We start from the raw sequence: 17,828 nt of genomic DNA on the forward strand, positions 1-17,828 counted from the left end.
TGCCCCGCGTATCACTCGGTCGCGGGGCTTTTTTATGCCCGCCTGTTTCACCGATCCCCTGAAGGAGCTGCCGAGTGAAACGAGGCTGCGATCTTTTCCGCTTTGGAACGCAGAGCGTCCCGGCTGCATTCCCACGCAGAGCGTGGGAGCGATCAAGATCGCAGCCTCGTTGCACTCGGCAGCTCCTACAGGGGGTTAGTGTTCCTCGATGGTCACGGTGGCTGTGGTGCCGGCGCGCAATTGATTCTTGCCCGCGTAATCAGCATCAATGTCGATCCGCACCGGCACACGCTGCGCCAGTTTTACCCACGTGTAGCTCGGGTTGATGTTGGCCAGCAATCGACTGCCCGGCGCGTTCTCGCGGTCGGCAATCGCGAAAGCAATGCTTTGCACCGTGCCGCCGAATCTCTCGCCGCTCATCAGCTGAATCCGGACCCGATCACCCTCTTTGATCCGCGGCAGTTTGGTCTCTTCGAAATAACCGCTGACATAGAACGAATCACTATCGACCAACGCCATTAGCGCGCCGCCCGCCTGCGCGTAATCACCTTGACGGGTCAGCAGGTTCGTCACGTAACCGCTGACCGGCGATTCGACGCGGGTGCGCTGCAAATCCAGCTCAGCCTGGGTCAGCGCTGCAATCGCCAATTGCACATTGGCGTCCGCCAGCCCGAGATTCGCCTGATTGCGCAACAGATCCGCCTGGGCAACCGCCACGTCGGTACTGGACTTCTCCCATTCTTCGCCGGAAATCGCGAAACCCTGCTTCAGCGTGCGTCGCCGGCGTTCTTCGCTTTGGCGTTGTTTGAGTAACGCTTCACTGGCAACAATCGCTGCTTGCGACTGCCCCAGCGACGCCTTCGACACTTCAACCGAACGCCGGGCATGCTCCACCGCCAACTGATAACGCGCCGGATCGATCTCCAGCAACAACTGGCCTTTGTCGACGTGCTGATTGTCCTGCACCGCCAGTTTGACGATACGCCCGGAAACATCCGCCGACAGCGTCACCACATCCGCCCTCACCCGAGCGTCCCGCGTCCATGGCGCGCGGGTGTAATACTCCCAAGCGAACCAGCCGAGGACGATTGCCAGGATCACCACCGCTACGGTCATCATTCGTGCAACTAGCGCTTTCAAGACATCAGGCTCCCATCAGCAAAATCAGCGTGGCACACACACAGGCATAAAGAGCCCCTTCGAACAGCGCTTCATGCCAGACCAGGCGCAGCACGCCCAAACGCCGCAAACACCAGTCCAGCAACATGAAAATCGGGATTGCCAGTAACAACGCCTGAGCAATCGGTGGCAGATAGACTCCGCCAATCTCGAAATCAATGGGCAAGTTGCGGTTCTCCTTCCAGTGCTTCAGGTTGCAAATATTCGCCGTGGCGTTCGAGGAACGACATGACAATCAGCAGCGCTACGCGCATGCGGAACACCGACCACAAATGCTCATGGCTGGCGGTGTGCAGTTCGTCCAGCTCATCGCCCAGTTCGTGCAGGGTGTCCAGCAGCGTCGCGAATCGCACGTCCTGGCGTCCGGCGACGAGGCGACCGGTCTTGCGCAACGCCGAGGCCAGGCGCTGGCTGAAGACTTCGGTGACCAATGCGTTGTTCTGCGCCTGTTGCCGCAGCTGATGCATGGCCACGCCCAATGCCACGCAAGCCAGGCTGATCTCATACAAGCGTTGCATGGAACGATCATTCACCGCCGGCAACAAGCCAAGCATGCTGGTCAGACGATCGACCATCCGACTCTCGAAGGCAAACTGTTGCTCATCGGTGGCTGGCAGTTTGCTCAACTGATAAACCTGCTCCCGCGCTTCGCCGTACAGGCGGCGAATACGCAGGGCCGGACGAAACGGAAAGATCAACGCATAGACAATCAAGGCCAGCATCGCTGCGCTGACATAGGCACCTGCGAACTCGAACCACTGAATCGCGGTGTTTTGCCCGGTGCCGACGTTCTGCGGCCCGATCATGAGGAAACTGGACAAGCCAAGCCCCATGCCGATACCGGCAGTGGCCGGACTGGAAATACCTACAGCTATGGCGTACAGCAGCGGCGCCAGCAACAAGGCCAGCAGCTCGAAATCACTGATTGCCGGCACCAGCATGAATTGATAGAACGCCGATACCACCAGCGCCAGAGCCAAACCCCGGGCATAGCTTTGCGCGGCCATCAGCGGACGCGGGAAGGTCGCCATCAGCGAGCAGAGAATCCCCACCAGCACCATTCCGCCGCGCGCACCATCCCACGCCGTTTCGATCCAGATCAACCCGGCGACCAATAGCGCGGTAAAGGCCCGGATCGCGTTCATCGAGGCGAGGGTGAAATCCAGGTGGAGCGGACTGGTCTGGCCGCGATACAGGCAACTGGCCGGTCGCCCTTCCTGGATGGCGTCACTCAGCTCAAGAATCTGTTCCAGTTGCTGCAGCAGTCGCGCCTGCTCCCAGCGCAACGCCCACGCCAGTGAGCGCAAGGCCGCACTCATGTTCTCGGTCTGTTGCTCGGCTTTGTACGCCAATGATTCGAATCGTTGCTGCAGCGAGACAAAACGCTGCCGATCCTGCCCAGAAAGTGCTCGGCCCTGCTGGGCCAATTGATCAAGCAACGCCAATTCCTCGGTTCGCAACTGCTGAACCTCTAGCGGCAGATCTCCCTCCCAGCGTTCCATGAGCAATTCGCGTTGATGACGCAAAGCGGTCAGTCGCGACGTGAGCAGCATCAGTTGATTGCCGAGCAGCAAAACCAGGTTGTCGGCGCTGCGCAAGCGCGGCGCGTCGAAATACAAATGACGCCGCAAGCCTTCCAGCGCACTGATTTCACCGAGCAGTTGCATTTGTCGACGCTGAAAATCCGCTTCGCTCTCTTCAGTGCGAAGCACTTCGGCGGCGTGGCTGGCGGCGAGTTTGATCACCTGATCGATCTTGGCAAAATAACCCTTGGCTACGGCCTCCGGCCGGGCTGTCAGCAAACTGACCACGCAGACGCATGCGACTGCCAAAAGGGTTTCGGTGACACGGGTGACGGCAAGCAGAAAAGTGCCGTCCTGATCTGGAATCGCCAGCAGGGCCACGACCACCGCCGTGTAACCACTGAGCACGAACGCCTGGGAGCTGGTGTAGCGCAATAACGTGCCACCCGCCGTGCACAGCGCCAGCCACAGCGCCAAGGTTGTAATGAATGGCAGCGGCGCCTGGGGAAAGATTGCCATGATCAACACCGCCACCGCCGCGCCGACCGTAGTGCCGATCACTTGGCCAAAACTGCGCGCCAGCGCCATCCCCGCCAGCGGTTGGCTGACAATGACCACAGCCATGATCGACCACTTGGGCTGCTCGAGATCAAAAACGAACGCCAGGTAAAGGGTCAACAACCCGGCGGCGATGGTCCGCAGGGCAAACAGCAAAACAGCCTGACCGGGATGGATCAAAGCTTTGAAGTAAGCAAACAGCGCAGGCATGGGCATACTCATCAAAACGACTTCTGCAAGCGTAGACACTGCAGCAAAAGCCTGACGGATTTCACAGTCGACACGACTCGTAGGACGATTCGCAGGCAAGGGTTTGACTCACGCGCCAAGCTGACCGAAGCTTGCCGCTCTGCTCAAGTTCGACGCTTCGGAAACCCGCATGACTCAGTCCCGCCGCAATCTGCTGATAGGCCTTGGCCTCGTACTGATCCTCGGCATCGTCTGGCTGTCTCTGCGCAGCAGCACACCGACCATTCCCGATGCAATCAAGCATGGCTACAGCGAAGCATTAAACGCCGCCCGGGTTGGTGAACCCGGTGCAGCGCGCCAGTTGTACCAACAATTGGGCCGTCCGGACATCTCTGTTAAACGCCGAGTGTGGTTGCATGCCGAGTTGCCCAATTACCCTAGCCCGCAGGCGTTGAAACTGGCTGACATCGACTTGCACCACGCGGCGCCGCAAGTTCGGGTGGCGGCGATTAATAGTGTTGTGGGCCTGGTACCCGGTGGGCAACGGAGTCTGTTGCTCGCGCCGTTGCTCGATGACGCAGAGGAAAGCGTGCGATTCGCCGCGATCAACGCCCTGCTCGGCCTGACCCCGGATGAGTTGGGGCTGTACTTCGCGCCGTTGCAGCAAGCCACCGATGGCTGGCAACAGGCACTTGAAGGCCAGCCGGAGAGCGCCGCCAATTACGCGCAACTGGCGCGCCTCTATATTCACAACGCCGAATACAAACAGGCCCAACTCGCCCTGGACAACACGCTGCGACTGGAACCGGGCAACCTGTCGGCACTGGTCATGCAGATCGATGTGCTCGACCGTCAGGGCCAAAGCGATGCAGCGCGCCAACTGCTTGCCCGGCAGCTCAAGGCTCAGCCCGATTCCGCTTACCTGCAACACGCTCTCGGTTTGTGGCTGTTGCACCACGGGCAGCGCGAATATGCCCTGCTAGGCTTGTCCAAAGCCGTGGAGCTTGAGCCGGACAACAAGGATTATCGCTACGACCTCGCGACCACGCTGCATAGCGCCGAGGAGCTGGAAGCGGCGCAAAACCAGTTGCAGGAGATCGTCCAGCGCCACCCGGCCGACCGCAAGGCGCGGGTTTTGCTGATCAACTATTGGAAAGAAAGCGGCCAACTGCAAAACGTGCAGATTCTGTTGGCGCAGCTTGAGCAACTCAATCCGGATGACCCGGCTTTACAGCAAGGCCTTTGACGCGATTCTTACCGCCAGTTCGACACATTCAGCAACGAGGTTCGGAACTGCCATCACGGCGCAAGGTCAAGTTAATGAGGTCACCGCTTGATCAAGCGGAACCGCTTCCCCTAGTCACCAGAGGACATTATTTGTCTACTTCTAACGAGTTGATCAGTGCAAAAGCCGCCACCGGCATTGTGGGTATGGACGACATCCTGGCGGGTGGCTTGTCTCGCGGCCATGTGTTTTTGCTGGAGGGTGAACCCGGAACCGGCAAAACCACGGTTGCTTTGCATTTTCTTATGGCCGGCGCGCGAGCCGGTGAACGCTCGTTGTACATCACACTGTCGGAAACCGAAGTCGAACTTCGACAAGGTGCGCTATCGCACGGCTGGACGCTCGACGACAACATCAAGATCTTTGAACTGACCCCGCCGGAAAGCCTGCTCAATGCTGAGCACCAGCAGAGCCTGCTGTATTCCTCCGACCTGGAGTTGGGCGAAGCCACCAAACAGATATTCGACGCGGTCGAGCAATACAAACCTACACGCGTGGTACTCGACAGCCTGTCGGAGATCCGTCTGCTGGCGCAGAGCTCTTTGCGCTATCGCCGGCAGATTCTGGCAATCAAGCATTACTTTGTGCGTTATAACGCCACCGTTCTGCTACTCGACGACCTGACCACTGAGTCTCTCGACAAAACCGTGCACAGTGTCGCCCACGGGGTGATTCGCCTTGAAGAGTTGACCCCCAATTACGGCGCCGAGCGACGTCGGGTGCGGGTGGTCAAATATCGTGGTCAGAAATATCGCGGCGGGTTCCATGACTTCACCATCATGGGCGATGGCCTGCATGTGTTCCCGCGACTGGTCGCTGCTGAGCACCGTGGCGACTATCCACGCTTGCAACTGTCCAGTGCCATCAAGGAGTTGGACGCCCTGCTCGGCGGCGGTATCGAGACCGGCTCCAGTACGTTGATTCTCGGCCCGGCAGGTACCGGCAAATCATTGATCGCGATGATCTTCGCTGCCGCTGCGGTTAAACGCGGCGAAAAAGCGGCCTTGTTTATTTTCGATGAAGAGCTGGGCCTGTTGTTCGAGCGCATGAAAAACATCGGCGTCGATCTCAAGGCACTGCAGGCGACCGGCAATCTGCTGATCGAACAAGTGGATGCAGCCGAACTGTCGCCGGGCGAGTTTTCTCATCGTGTGCGACGCTGCGTCGATGAGCTTGAGATCAAAACCGTGGTCATCGACAGCATCAACGGCTATCAGGCCGCCATGCCGGAAGAGAATGCGCTGGTCCTGCACATGCACGAACTGCTGCTGTACCTGAACCGCAAAGGCGCGGCAACGTTCATGACGGTTGCGCAACACGGACTGGTGGGCGACATGCAAGCGCCGGTGGACATTACCTATCTGGCTGACACGGTGATTCTGTTGCGCTACTTCGAAGCGCTGGGCAAAGTGCGCCGTGCGATTTCGGTGATCAAGAAACGCACCGGCAGCCACGAATCGACCATCCGCGAATACCTGATTTCCGCAAAAGGCATGACCATCGGCGCACCTCTGGAATCCTTCCAGGGTGTGCTACGCGGCGTACCGACCTATATGGGCGAGAAGAATCCGCTGCTTCGGGAAGCGGACCTGTGACCATTCAGCTTTCATTGGCCGAACGGGCGCTGATTCTGGCGCCCTTGGGCCGCGACAGTCAGATTGCGCTGATGATTCTCGACGAGGCAGGTTTTTGCGCAGAGATATGCCCCAGCCTGGGCAAACTCTGCACCGAGCTAGAACACGGTGCGGGTCTCTTGCTGATCGCGGCCGAGGCGCTGGGAGGGCCGGACATCGAGGCGCTGGTGCTGCATCTGGAGCAGCAACCGGCCTGGTCTGACCTGCCGATCGTCTTGTTGACTCACCATGGCGGCCACGAACAAAGTCCCTTTTCACGTCTCAGCAGCCTCTTGGGCAACGTCACGTTCCTCGAACGGCCATTTCATCCCGCCACGCTGGTGAGTATGGTTTCTGCCGCGCTGCGTGGACGGCGACGACAGTACGAGGCCCGCGACCGCCTGATCGACCTGAGCGAGAGCGAACGGCGTCTGCAATCGACACTGGAAAGCCTTGAGCACCAGGTCGAAGAGCGCACGGCGCAACTGCGCCACAACGAGGAAGCATTACGCCAGTCGCAAAAAATGGAAGCCGTTGGCCAGCTCACCGGCGGTATCGCCCACGACTTCAATAATATGCTGACCGGGATCATCGGCAGTCTGGAACTGCTGCGCCGACGTCTGGCCCGTGGTCGTCTCGATGACCTCGATAGCCTGATCGACCTGGGCGTGACTTCCGCCAATCGCGCCGCCGGCCTGACTCACCGCTTGCTGGCTTTTTCCCGGCGGCAATCGCTCGATTCCAAAGCGGTGCAAATGAATACCTTGGTGCTGTCTATGGGCGAGCTGCTGCAGCGCAGTCTCAACGAGAGCATTCAGCTGGAAATGCGCCTGGACGACAAACTCTGGGTAGCGGAAGCCGATCCGAATCAGCTGGAAAGCGCCCTGCTCAATCTGGTGATCAATGCCCGCGACGCCATGCCCGATGGCGGCAAACTGGTGGTCGAGACCAGCAATGAGGTGCTGAACCGCGAATTCACCGAGGCCTACAGCAATCTGGAACCGGGTGAGTACGTGGTGCTCAGTGTCACCGACAACGGCAGCGGCATGCCGGAAAGCGTGATGAACCGTGCTTTTGATCCGTTTTTCACGACCAAACCGATTGGCCAGGGCACTGGCCTCGGTTTGTCGATGATTTATGGCTTCAGTAAACAATCGCGCGGCCATGTTTCGATCGATAGTGAGGTTGATCAAGGCACCACGGTCAAACTTTACCTGCCGCGCTTTCGCGGTGAAGAAATCGAACTCCCCGCCGCCGATACCCAGCAAGCGCCGCATGCCATGGATGGCGAAACCGTGCTGATCGTCGAAGACGACCCGGCCGTCCGCGTGCTGGTTTGCGCGGTGCTCAGTGAGTTGGGGTACGCCTTTGTCGAAGCCAGCGACGCCGATAGCGCCGTGCCGATTTTGAACTCGACACAGCGTATCGATCTGTTGATCAGCGACGTCGGTTTGCCGGGCATGAACGGTCGTCAGCTGGCGGAAGTGGGCCGGCAATACCGACCCGGTTTGAAGGTGCTGTTCATCACGGGGTACGCCGAGCACGCAGCGGTGCGCGGGGGCTTCCTCGATTCGGGAATGCAGATGATCACCAAACCGTTCACATTCGATCTGCTCACGGCGAAGGTGCGCGAGATGATCAAAATCTGAAAGCACTGAATTATGAATTCGCTGAACATGTAGGAGCTGCCGAAGGCTGCGATCTTTTGACCTTCGTTTAAAACCCAACGTCAAAAGATCGCAGCCTGCGGCAGCTCCTGCATTTGTATCAGGCGAGCAGTTCCTGAATCTTTTCCTGCAATATGTCGAGATCGAACGGCTTTTCGAGGATCGGTGCCTTTTGCGTGATCGGGCTGCCGGTCTCGCGAATCTCTTGCGGGTAGCCGCTGATAAAAATCACTTTCAAATCCGGTCGAAGCTTTACCGCAGGCTCTGCGATCTGCACGCCGGAAATGCCGCCGGGCAGGCGAAAATCGGTGATCAACATGTCCAGGTGCGGTTTACTTGCGAGAATCTCGAAGGCCTGCTCGCCATTTTCAGCTTGCAGCACGCGATAGCCCTGCCCCGACAGATAATCTGTCAGAACCATCAAGATAACCGGTTCGTCTTCGACGACGAGTACTACATCTTGCGCATCTACGCTCATGGGAAGCCTTTGTTCGGTCAATAGCTGCTGATACGACCGTGTGGTCACTCAGAGGTTGCGTCGGATATGCCGTTTTCCTGGATTGGCAGACAAACGCGAAACAGGGCGCCTTCGTTGATTTCACTCTCGACGACGATGGAGCCGCCATGGGCGGCGACGATCTGCTCGGAAATGAACAGACCCAGCCCGAGCCCGGCGACCACTGTCTTGGCAGAGACCCGTTCAAACTGTTGAAAAATACGTTTCTGGTTCTCGGCGCTGATACCGATGCCGTGATCCTGAACCTCGATCCGCGCCTCGTCGTCATCGCGATAAACACGTACTTGAATCGGGCTGCGGCCACCGTAGCGCAGCGCATTGGTGATCAAATTGGTCACCACTTGCTCGATACGGAATTCATCCCAGTTGCCCTCGACCGGCTCAGGCGCGGTAAACGACACTTCGGTTTCGGCGGCTTCGATCTGCTGGGCAAAGTTTTGCAGCAGGTTGCTGACCAGTTGCACCAGATCGAATCGGTTTGGCCGGATCGACAGCTTGCCGGTGCGAATCCGCGAGACGTCGAGCATGTCTTCGATCAAGCGGATCAAGCTTTTGATCTGACGCTCGTCGCGATCGACCATCGCATGCATCTTGTCGAGGGTGAACGCCGCCGCGTTGTCGCGCGCCAGATGCATTTTGCGCAACTGGGTTTCGAGGATCAGACCATTGAGCGGAGTGCGCACTTCGTGGGCGACGATCGACATGAAGTCGTCGCGCATGCGCACAGCCTGCTCCAGCTCCCGTTGCGTGCTCTGCAATTGTTGCAGCAACGCTTCCTGCTCGCGCCGGGCCTGCTCCAGCGCCTCAACCTGCTGCTTCATCGCCTTGCTCTGGCGGTACAGATCGACGAACACGTTAACCTTGCTCTTCACCGCGTGAATATCCAGCGGCTTGTGCAGGAAGTCCACCGCCCCGCTCTCATAGCCCTTGAACGCGTAATTGAGCTCACGGCCGGCGGCACTGACGAAGACGATCGGGATGTTCTTGGTTTTCTCGGTGCCGCGCATCAACTCGGCCAGTTCGAAGCCATTCATGCCGGGCATCTGCACATCAAGAATGGCCATGGCGAATTCGTGTTGCAGCAGCAGCGACAGCGCTTCGTCCGCGGACAGCGCTTTATAGACCGTGCGGTCTTCACGCTTGATCAGCGCTTCGAGGGCCAGCAGGTTCTCTGGCAGATCGTCGACGATCAGCAGTTTGGCTTGGATATTACTCAGCATGCGATTCGTTCCAGCTCGACAAGCAGACGGCCGATGCCGCGAATGGGTAAGACATGATCCGGCTGCTGAAGCTTCAGCGCTGCCAGGGGCATGGTGGCGACCTGAGCATCGTCAGGGTCCTGCACAATCGTCAGGCCGCCGTAACGTTTGACTTCGGCGAGGCCGCGCGCGCCATCGTGATTGGCGCCCGTCAGCAGCACTGCCGCCAGAGCCGTGCCGTAAACGGCGGCGGCGGATTCGAACAGGAAATCGATCGAAGGTCGAGAATAGTGCAGGCGATCCTCAAGACTGAGCGACAGACTGCGATCTTCCTCCACCGACAGGTGATAGCCGGGGGTCGCGAAATACACCGTGCCCGGTCGGATATCCTGTTTGTCGACGGCCTCCAGCACCGGCATCGCCACACGCCGGGCAAACACATCGGCCAATTGGCTGCGCCGCTCTTCAGGTAGGTGCAAGACAATGATGATCGGCAGCGCGAAACCTTTACGCAACGGCCCTAGCAGGCTCAATAACGCCTCCACGCCTCCGGCGGAAGCACCCATCACAATGGCCTCGACCCGAGGCAAATCCGCAGCGTCGCTCATGATTTGCGGTAGATCCGTTCCTGTTTGACCAGCGGCTCGAACTGGCTCGAATAGTTGGAAAAATCCAGCGTCTCTTTGCTGCCAAGCACCAGGAAACCACGATGACTCAACGATTCGTGGAACAGCCCGAAGGCGCGATCCTGAAGCTTCTTGTTGAAATAGATCAGAACGTTGCGACAGGAGATCAACTGGGTTTCCGAAAACACGCTGTCGGTCGCCAGGCTATGGTCGGCGAAGGTTACGTTTTCGCACAGACTCTTGTCGAAAATCGCATAGCCGTACGCCGCCGTGTAGTAATCCGCAAACGAGCGCTGACCGCCGGCCTGCTGGTAGTTGGCGGTGTAGGCGCGGACGTTCTCGAGCGAGAAAATCCCCTGCTTGGCCTTGTCCAGCGAACGCGGGTTGATATCAGTGGCATAAATGATGGTGCGGTCAAGCAGGCCTTCTTCGCGCAGCAGAATCGCCATCGAATAAACCTCCTCGCCCGTACTGCATCCGGCAATCCAGATTTTCAGCGACGGATAAGTGCGCAGCAGCGGCACCACTTCATTGCGTATTGCCAGAAAGTGCGACGGATCGCGAAACATCTCGCTGACTGGAATCGTCAGCAACTGCAGCAGCTGCATGAACGCCGTCGGATCGTGCAGGACCTTTTCCTGCAGGGCCGAAATGGTCGCGCACTCGAACTGGCTCAGCGCGTGCTGCACCCGGCGCTTGATGGAAGCGCCGGAGTAATCGCGAAAATCGTAGCTGTACTTGAGGTAAATGGCCTCGATCAACAGACGTAGTTCGATCTCGCTGTTGCGTTCGGTCGGACTGCTGCGTTCCACTAAATACGTTCCATCTTCGGTAACCACACGCGAATCAGCGAGAACAAGCGATCCAGATCGATGGGCTTGGCCAGATAATCGTTGGCGCCGGCCTGCAGGCAGCGCTCCTGATCGTCCTTCATCGCCTTGGCCGTGACCGCAATGATCGGCAGCTTGCGCCAGCGCGGATTCTTGCGGATTTCAATGGTGGCTTCGTAGCCATCCATTTCCGGCATCATCACGTCCATCAGCACCAGGTCGATGTCCTCGACTTCATTCAATTTATCAATCGCTTCGCGACCATTTCGGCCGATCACCACGACTGCACCTTTATGTTCCAGCGCGCTGGTCAGGGCGAAGATGTTGCGCACGTCATCGTCCACCAGCAGCACTTTGCGACCCTCGAAGACCTTGTCGCGACTGCGCGCCGTCTTGAGCATCTTCTGCCGTTCATGGGACAACTGCGATTCGACTTTGTGCAGAAAGAGTGTGACCTCATCCAGCAGCCGCTCTGGCGAGCGCGCGCCCTTGATGATGATCGAGCGCGAATACTTGCGCAGCTCGGCCTCTTCGTCGCGGGTCAGGTTGCGCCCGGTGTAGACGATGACTGGCGGGAACGAGCAGATATCTTCGGTCGACATGCGTTTGAGCAGGTCATTGCCATGCATGTCCGGCAGTTTCAAATCGATGACCATGCAGTCGTAGATCGTCGTGCGCAACAGTTCCAGGGCATCCTGGGCCAGGCCGACAGCGGTGATCTCGATGTCTTCGTCACCGATCAGGCGCGCGATGCTTTCACGCTGCAAATCGTCGTCTTCCACCAGCAAAACGCGTTTGACCTTCTGCGTCAGCTTGGCTTCGAGGCGAGCGAACACGTCCTTGAGTTCTTCGCGAGTGGTCGGTTTCACCGCGTAGCCGATGGCGCCCATGTGCATGGCGGCTTCGACGCGGTCTTCAACCGAAATCACATGTACCGGAATGTGCCGTGTGCCGGCGTGTTCCTTCAGACGTTGCAGCACCGTCAGGCCGGAATGATCCGGCAGGCGCATGTCGAGCAGGATCGCATCCGGCACGAACTCTTTGGCCAGGTCATAACCTTCGTCAGCGCCATGGGCAACCAGGCACTGATAGCCCAGTTCGTGAGCCAGGTCATAAAGGATGTGGGCAAAATTCGGTTCATCCTCCACCACCAGAATGCAGCGGGTGGCGAACGGAGCCCTGTCGCGGTCATCGGCAAACCGCGGAATAACCACCGGCGCGGTGGAAACCGGCGCAGTGACGCGCGGGATAACCGGCGTGACGGCCGGCGGCGTAAGGCTCAGAGGCGCGCTCGGCGCCTCGCCGTTTTCACTGTATTGACGCGGCAATACCAGCGTAAACGTGCTGCCCTGCCCCGGTGCGCTGGTGACGCTGATCGAACCACCGAGCAAGGTCGCCAGGTCTCGGGAAATCGACAGCCCCAGACCAGTGCCGCCGTATTTGCGGTTGGTGGTGCCGTCGGCCTGGCGGAAGGCTTCGAAAATGCTTTCCTGCTGGTCCTGCGCGATACCGATGCCCGAATCGCGAACGATGAAAGCGATGTGGTCGTTCGGCTGACCGGCGATGGTCAGGCTGACGGAGCCCTGCTCGGTGAATTTGAGTGCGTTGGATAACAGGTTTTTGATCACCTGTTCAAGACGCTGGCGGTCGGTGAACATCGTCGCCGGCGCATCGTTGTGCAATTCGACGTTGAAGGTCAGGCGTTTGTCTGCGGCCAGTGGTTCAAACATGCCGCGCAAGCCGTCGGCGAGACGCGCCACATTGGTATTTTCCGGAATGACTTCCAGCTTGCCAGCTTCGACTTTGGAAATGTCGAGGATGTCATTGATCAGGTTGAGCAGATCGTTGCCGGCCGAATAGATCGATTCGGCGAACTTGACCTGTTCGGCGCTGAGGTTGTCCTGCGGGTTCTCGGCCAACAGCTTGGCCAGAATCAGCGAACTGTTCAGCGGCGTGCGCAGTTCGTGGGACATGTTGGCGAGGAATTCGGACTTGTACTTGCTCGAGCGCTGCAACTCTTCGGCGCGCTCTTCAAGTTGCGCCTGCGCCTGATTGAGTTCGGAGTTCTTCAGGTCCATGGCGTCGCGCTGCTCGGCCAGTGTCTGCGCCTGTTCGGCAAGCTGCTCGTTGGTCTGTTCCAGTTCGACTTGCTGGGTTTCCAGATGCGCTTGAGATTCCTTGAGAATCCGCGACTGCTCTTCGAGCTCTTCGTTGGCGGTTTTCAGTTCTTCCTGCTGCACCTGCAACTCTTCGTTGAGCTGCTGGGTTTCGGCGAGGACTTCCTGCAAGCGCTGACGGTAACGCGCAGCTTCGATCGAGGTGCCGATGTTGCTGGCAATCAATTCCAGCAATTCGATGTCGCGTTCTGTGAGCGGGCGCAGAAAGCCCAGTTCGACCACGCCATTGATGCGGTCGTCGTCGCTGGTCGGTACCACCAGCACACTGTGCGGCAGGCCTTCGCCCAGACCCGAGCTGACTTTGAAGTAGTCGGCCGGCACCGAATCGAGACGAATCAGCCGTCCTTGGTGGGCGACCTGGCCGACGATGCCTTCGCCGCTGTAGATCGACTGATCCTGTTCCTCCTGCTCGCGGGAGAAGCCGTAAGTGGCAACGCGTTTGAGACCGCCGTGTTCTTCTCGCACATACAACGCTGCTACCGCGGTGCCCAGGTATTGCGCACAAAACTGCAGAATATTGCGTCCGAGCAGATTCAGGGTCAGCTGCCCCAGCACTTGCTCGGCAAGCTGTGTCTGACCATTGCGCAGCCACGCCTGCTTCTCCAGACGCTCGGCGCTGGCCAATTGTGCCGCCAGATTGGCAGCGTAATTGGTGGAAAGGTTGAGCAAATCCCGGCGGCCGATGTAGGCCAGCAAAGCACTGATACCGATAATGAAGATCAAGTAAAGCGTGATGCTCCAGATCGTCGTGGTGCGCACGTCTTCGTTGCGCGTGGTCCGCAGCAACTGCTCGGTCTGGATAACGTCTTCAAACTGCTTGCGGATTTCATCCGTCAGGCGCTTGCCCCGGCCGGACTTGACCGCAGCGCGATAATCGCCACTGGTGCGCTGCAGATCGATCATCGACTGGGCGTAATTGGCCCATTCCACTTGCAGCGCTTGCAAACGACGCAGGCGATCGGTTTGCGCCGGGTTGTCGGCCGTCAGCTCCATCAACGTCGTCAGGGCCACGGCGATGCGTGGTTTGGCGGTCTCGTACGGATCGAGGAAGTGCTCGTCGCCGCTGAGCAGATAACCGCGCATGCCGGTTTCCAGATCGACGGTGAGTTTCACCGCCTCATTGGCGTTATTGATCACCCGGTCAGTGTGCTCGACCCATTGGATCACCGACAGCAAATAGGTGATCAGCGAGACGAAGAACACGGCGCTGAGTACGCCGACACCCAGCGGCAGGCTGACGTTGCGACTCAGGAGTTTGCGAAACCGTTGCTCATCAACCGAAGACGGAGAGGACATGGGGAAGCCTTGTCGAACTGTTGAAAACCCGAGAGTTTGCCCCAAAACCCCTAGCTGGATCCATTTTTCTCACACAAATGATGGCTTTTTCCTACATACGCCAGCGCATGAGACGACGCCAGCAGTTATCCTTGCCGCATCGCACTGACCTGTTCTTTTTTGTATCAGACCGGGAACTTGTGGCCACACGCCACTTACTCATGCATGAGTCCGGCGATTTTGATTGACCGGTATCCCCGATTTCATTTTTTGAGAGTCCTGCCATGTCCACCAATCCTCCGATCATCCTTGTCGTCGAAGACGATGCCATCGTGCGCATGCTTATCGTCGATGTGCTGGAGGAGCTGGACTACAAGGTCGTGGAAGCCGACGGCAGCGAGCAGGCCCTGGAGGTCCTTAAGGACGAAAGCCAGCGCATCGACCTGATGATGACGGACATTGGCTTGCCGGGTATGGACGGCCATGAATTGGCAACCGAAGCGCGCAAACTGCGTCCGGATCTGCAGGTCATGTTCGCCAGTGGCTATGCTGAAGCCGCGGAGATCCCGAAGGACATGCATATGATCGGCAAGCCATTTTCCATCGATCAGTTGCGTGACAAGGTCAAAGGCATCCTCGCAAGCCAAGCAGCAAACTAGCCCCCAGCTTTCATTGTTATCGACCCGCCGTCAGCCTGACAGGGCGCATTGGCCAAGGACCCTGAGTCCTGTGGTTTAATTGCGCCCTTTTTTGCCCGTTTGCTCAGGATTACCCTTCATGATCCAACCTTCCGCCACCAAAGTGCTGGTCATCGGTTATGTCTGGCCGGAACCGCAATCTTCGGCGGCCAGCGGCCATGTCATGCAGATCCTGCAGACCTTTCGGGAGCAAGGATGGGAAATCACCTTCAGTAGCCCTGCCGGCCCTGGCGAACACAAGGCTGACCTGGATGCCCTGGGCATACGCGAAGTGCCGATCGAGCTGAACAACAGCAGTTTTGACCGCTTTGTCAGCGAGTTGGCCCCGGACATCGTTCTGTTCGACCAATTCATGATGGAAGAACAATTCGGCTGGCGGGTCGAAAAAAACTGCCCGCAGGCATTGCGCGTGCTGGAGACCTCGGACCTGCAAAGCCTGCGGCATGCCCGTCATCAGCGCCTGAAAAATCACCTTAAACACACCGACGATCAAAACGATTTCAGCGCACTGTATTCGCCTGCGTTGCCGGAAGAGTTCGAATTGATGGCCGATTCCGACCTGGCCAAACGCGAGATCGCCGCGCTGTACCGATGCGACCTGAACCTGATGATTTCGGAAGTCGAAATCCAACTGCTGATTGAGCAGTTCGGTGTGCCTCAAGAATTGTTGCACTGGTGCCCGTTGATGGTCGAACCGCCCCGCCAGCCGCCCCGTGCGTTTGAGCAGCGCGAACACTTTCTGAGTATCGGTAACTTCCGGCACGCACCCAATTGGGATGCAGTGCTCTGGATGAAAACCGCGATCTGGCCTTTGATTCGCCAACAACTGCCCAGCGCTCAGTTGCATATTTACGGGGCTTACACGCCGCCCAAGGCCACTGCGCTGCATAACCCTGCCCAAGGTTTTCATGTCATGAACTGGGCTGAAGATGCGCTGCAAGTGATGTCCGCCGCCAGAATCTGTCTGGCACCCTTGCGTTTCGGCGCCGGAATCAAAGGCAAACTGGTCGACGCGATGCTCTGCGGAACGCCAAGCGTCACCACGCCGATCGGTGCTGAAGCCATGCATGGCGACCATCCGTGGCCTGGGCGGATCGCGCAGAGCGCCGAAGCCATCGCCCGCCAAGCCGTTGAGCTTTATCAAAATGAAGCGGCATGGAAACAGGCTCAGACATTCGGTTTTTCGTTGCTCACCGATCGCTATCGCCAAGCGGTACATGGCGCCGCTCTGATCGAAAAGTTGCACGACTGCCGGGCGCATTTGAAGCAGCGTCGAACCAGCAACTTTACCGGCAGTATGTTGCGCCACCACTTGCATAAAAGTACGCAGTACATGGCGCAGTGGATTGAAGCGAAAAACAGGACATAAGCAAATCCACACTTTTATATGTCCCGTTACAAACAAGCAGAAAAATAATTTGGTTTTTTCCTGAATCAAAATGACAGTTTAAACAAGCGTTGATATTCCATATAAATACCTTCAGTCGTTGCCTGCGACAGGCCTCGCACTTTCTAACTAAAGGTATTCATATGAACGCTCTATCTTCAAACCGCAACTGGATGAAGACTACACCAAACATTGATTCATTATCCCTCAGCAAGATGTGTCTGCCGGGCACGCATAACGCGGGAAGTGACTGGAAGGCTTCCTACGCATTTCTGCCCGGGGCGCATTTCCTGGCGTGCCAACATGATTCGTTCTACGCACAACTGAACCACGGCGCACGGGCGCTTGATCTACGCCTGGTGTGTTTAAGCAATAAAAATGGCGTCGACAAATTCCGCTTCTGCCATGACAAATACCTGTCGTCGCGCACGCTTGGTGATCTTTTCCGAGATCTCAAACAGTTCCTGAGAGAGAACCCGGACGAATTCGTCATTCTGGATTTCCATGAACTTTCCAGTAGCGAGGGACCATTCGACTTCAAGGAGTCTAACGGTCTGATCAAGTTTTTCATCGGCAGCCTTATTATCGAAACGGGAGAAACACACAGAAGCCTTGCGACGCTTAAACGCGACAGTATTTCCAAACGGGTTTTACTTACCGGGCCCTCCCATCCTGATCTGGATTACAACCTGTTCGCCCCGCAGATCGAACATCAATGGGTCGGCAAGGGTTCGTTTCTCACAGCCACTTTGAAAAGCTTCATCAGTGAGCTATTGCAAAACCCACAAAGCCAATGGAGCCCATGGTCGTTATCTGCAGCCGTGTACACTGTTCCGATCGGCCCCGTCGATATTCACGAAGAACTGAATGAGTGGTTTGATCCGCGCAAAAGCGACTGGGCCAGCAAGTGCAACATCATCAACGTTGACTTCATCGAAGAGTCCAACATTGTTGCCTACTGCCGCGAAGCTAATATCGCCAAAGCGCTGATGTAATCACGCAGCGGTGCGATCAGATCGCTATCTTTGTGCAGATATTTCCAGGTCTTGGCGAATCAGCATTCCCCCTCTACGCTTGGGTAGAAATCACCCGGACGGCGGCGGCC

At 57.8% G+C, this 17,828-nt stretch carries 14 protein-coding genes; 6 read left to right on the forward strand and 8 right to left on the reverse strand.

Translation table 11 applies throughout. From position 1 onward, the window contains the following. Positions 1–195: 195 nt before the first annotated feature. The 3 genes from EL257_RS14320 to EL257_RS14330 are packed head-to-tail and all read right to left on the reverse strand — an operon-like array spanning position 196 to position 3,470. Positions 196–1,119, reverse strand: coding sequence for a biotin/lipoyl-binding protein (locus EL257_RS14320; RefSeq protein ID WP_419866625.1), 924 nt, complete (start codon positions 1,117–1,119; stop codon positions 196–198). A gap of 25 nt (positions 1,120–1,144) precedes the next feature. After that, positions 1,145–1,345 carry a DUF1656 domain-containing protein gene (locus tag EL257_RS14325; RefSeq protein ID WP_016774855.1) on the reverse strand — a complete coding sequence of 67 codons (201 nt, stop codon included), beginning with the start codon at positions 1,343–1,345 and terminating at the stop codon, positions 1,145–1,147. Beyond that, positions 1,335–3,470, reverse strand: coding sequence for an FUSC family protein (locus tag EL257_RS14330; protein ID WP_126368129.1), 2,136 nt, complete (start codon positions 3,468–3,470; stop codon positions 1,335–1,337). Before EL257_RS14330 ends, EL257_RS14325 begins: the two co-directional genes overlap by 11 nt. A gap of 169 nt (positions 3,471–3,639) precedes the next feature. Here EL257_RS14330 and EL257_RS14335 point away from each other — a divergent pair, with 169 nt between their 5' ends. From EL257_RS14335 to EL257_RS14345, 3 genes are all read left to right on the forward strand, one after another. Beyond that, positions 3,640–4,695 (forward strand): tetratricopeptide repeat protein, encoded by a 1,056-nt coding sequence (locus tag EL257_RS14335; protein WP_126363563.1) that lies wholly within the window; start codon positions 3,640–3,642, stop codon positions 4,693–4,695. Positions 4,696–4,826: 131 nt separating this feature from the next. Beyond that, a complete protein-coding gene (locus EL257_RS14340; RefSeq protein WP_126363565.1) occupies positions 4,827–6,329 on the forward strand; it encodes an ATPase domain-containing protein in 1,503 nt (500 codons plus the stop codon). Next, positions 6,326–7,996: an ATP-binding protein gene (locus EL257_RS14345; protein ID WP_126363568.1), complete on the forward strand. Its 1,671-nt coding sequence runs from the start codon at positions 6,326–6,328 to the stop codon at positions 7,994–7,996. The genes EL257_RS14340 and EL257_RS14345 overlap by 4 nt, the downstream gene beginning before the upstream one ends. A gap of 118 nt (positions 7,997–8,114) precedes the next feature. On the opposite strand, the gene EL257_RS14350 is transcribed toward EL257_RS14345, so the two are convergent. Genes EL257_RS14350 through EL257_RS14370 form a run of 5 tightly spaced genes read right to left on the reverse strand, consistent with a single transcriptional unit; the run spans position 8,115 to position 14,659 of the window. Continuing rightward, positions 8,115–8,492 carry a response regulator gene (locus EL257_RS14350; RefSeq protein ID WP_126368131.1) on the reverse strand — a complete coding sequence of 126 codons (378 nt, stop codon included), beginning with the start codon at positions 8,490–8,492 and terminating at the stop codon, positions 8,115–8,117. Between the two features lie 44 nt (positions 8,493–8,536). Then, positions 8,537–9,751 (reverse strand): hybrid sensor histidine kinase/response regulator, encoded by a 1,215-nt coding sequence (locus tag EL257_RS14355; RefSeq protein ID WP_126363570.1) that lies wholly within the window; start codon positions 9,749–9,751, stop codon positions 8,537–8,539. Further along, positions 9,745–10,338, reverse strand: coding sequence for a chemotaxis protein CheB (locus EL257_RS14360; protein ID WP_126363572.1), 594 nt, complete (start codon positions 10,336–10,338; stop codon positions 9,745–9,747). Before EL257_RS14360 ends, EL257_RS14355 begins: the two co-directional genes overlap by 7 nt. Next, positions 10,335–11,168: a CheR family methyltransferase gene (locus EL257_RS14365; RefSeq protein WP_126363574.1), complete on the reverse strand. Its 834-nt coding sequence runs from the start codon at positions 11,166–11,168 to the stop codon at positions 10,335–10,337. The genes EL257_RS14360 and EL257_RS14365 overlap by 4 nt, the downstream gene beginning before the upstream one ends. Then, the gene (locus EL257_RS14370) at positions 11,168–14,659 is read right to left on the reverse strand and encodes a response regulator (protein ID WP_126363576.1); all 3,492 of its coding nucleotides are present in this window, start codon (positions 14,657–14,659) and stop codon (positions 11,168–11,170) included. The genes EL257_RS14365 and EL257_RS14370 overlap by 1 nt, the downstream gene beginning before the upstream one ends. 263 nt (positions 14,660–14,922) lie before the next feature. Between EL257_RS14370 and EL257_RS14375 the strand changes: the two genes are divergently transcribed. The 3 genes from EL257_RS14375 (at position 14,923) to EL257_RS14385 (ending at position 17,718) form a co-directional block, all read left to right on the forward strand. Further along, complete coding sequence (locus tag EL257_RS14375; RefSeq protein WP_126363578.1) at positions 14,923–15,297, forward strand: response regulator; 375 nt, start codon at positions 14,923–14,925, stop codon at positions 15,295–15,297. Positions 15,298–15,415: 118 nt separating this feature from the next. Continuing rightward, positions 15,416–16,705 (forward strand): glycosyltransferase, encoded by a 1,290-nt coding sequence (locus tag EL257_RS14380; protein ID WP_126363580.1) that lies wholly within the window; start codon positions 15,416–15,418, stop codon positions 16,703–16,705. 161 nt (positions 16,706–16,866) lie between these two features. Beyond that, complete coding sequence (locus EL257_RS14385) at positions 16,867–17,718, forward strand: phospholipase (RefSeq protein WP_126363582.1); 852 nt, start codon at positions 16,867–16,869, stop codon at positions 17,716–17,718. Positions 17,719–17,828: the final 110 nt, after the last annotated feature.

The sequence above is a fragment of the Pseudomonas fluorescens genome, from assembly GCF_900636825.1.
Classification (GTDB): domain Bacteria; phylum Pseudomonadota; class Gammaproteobacteria; order Pseudomonadales; family Pseudomonadaceae; genus Aquipseudomonas; species Aquipseudomonas fluorescens_BG.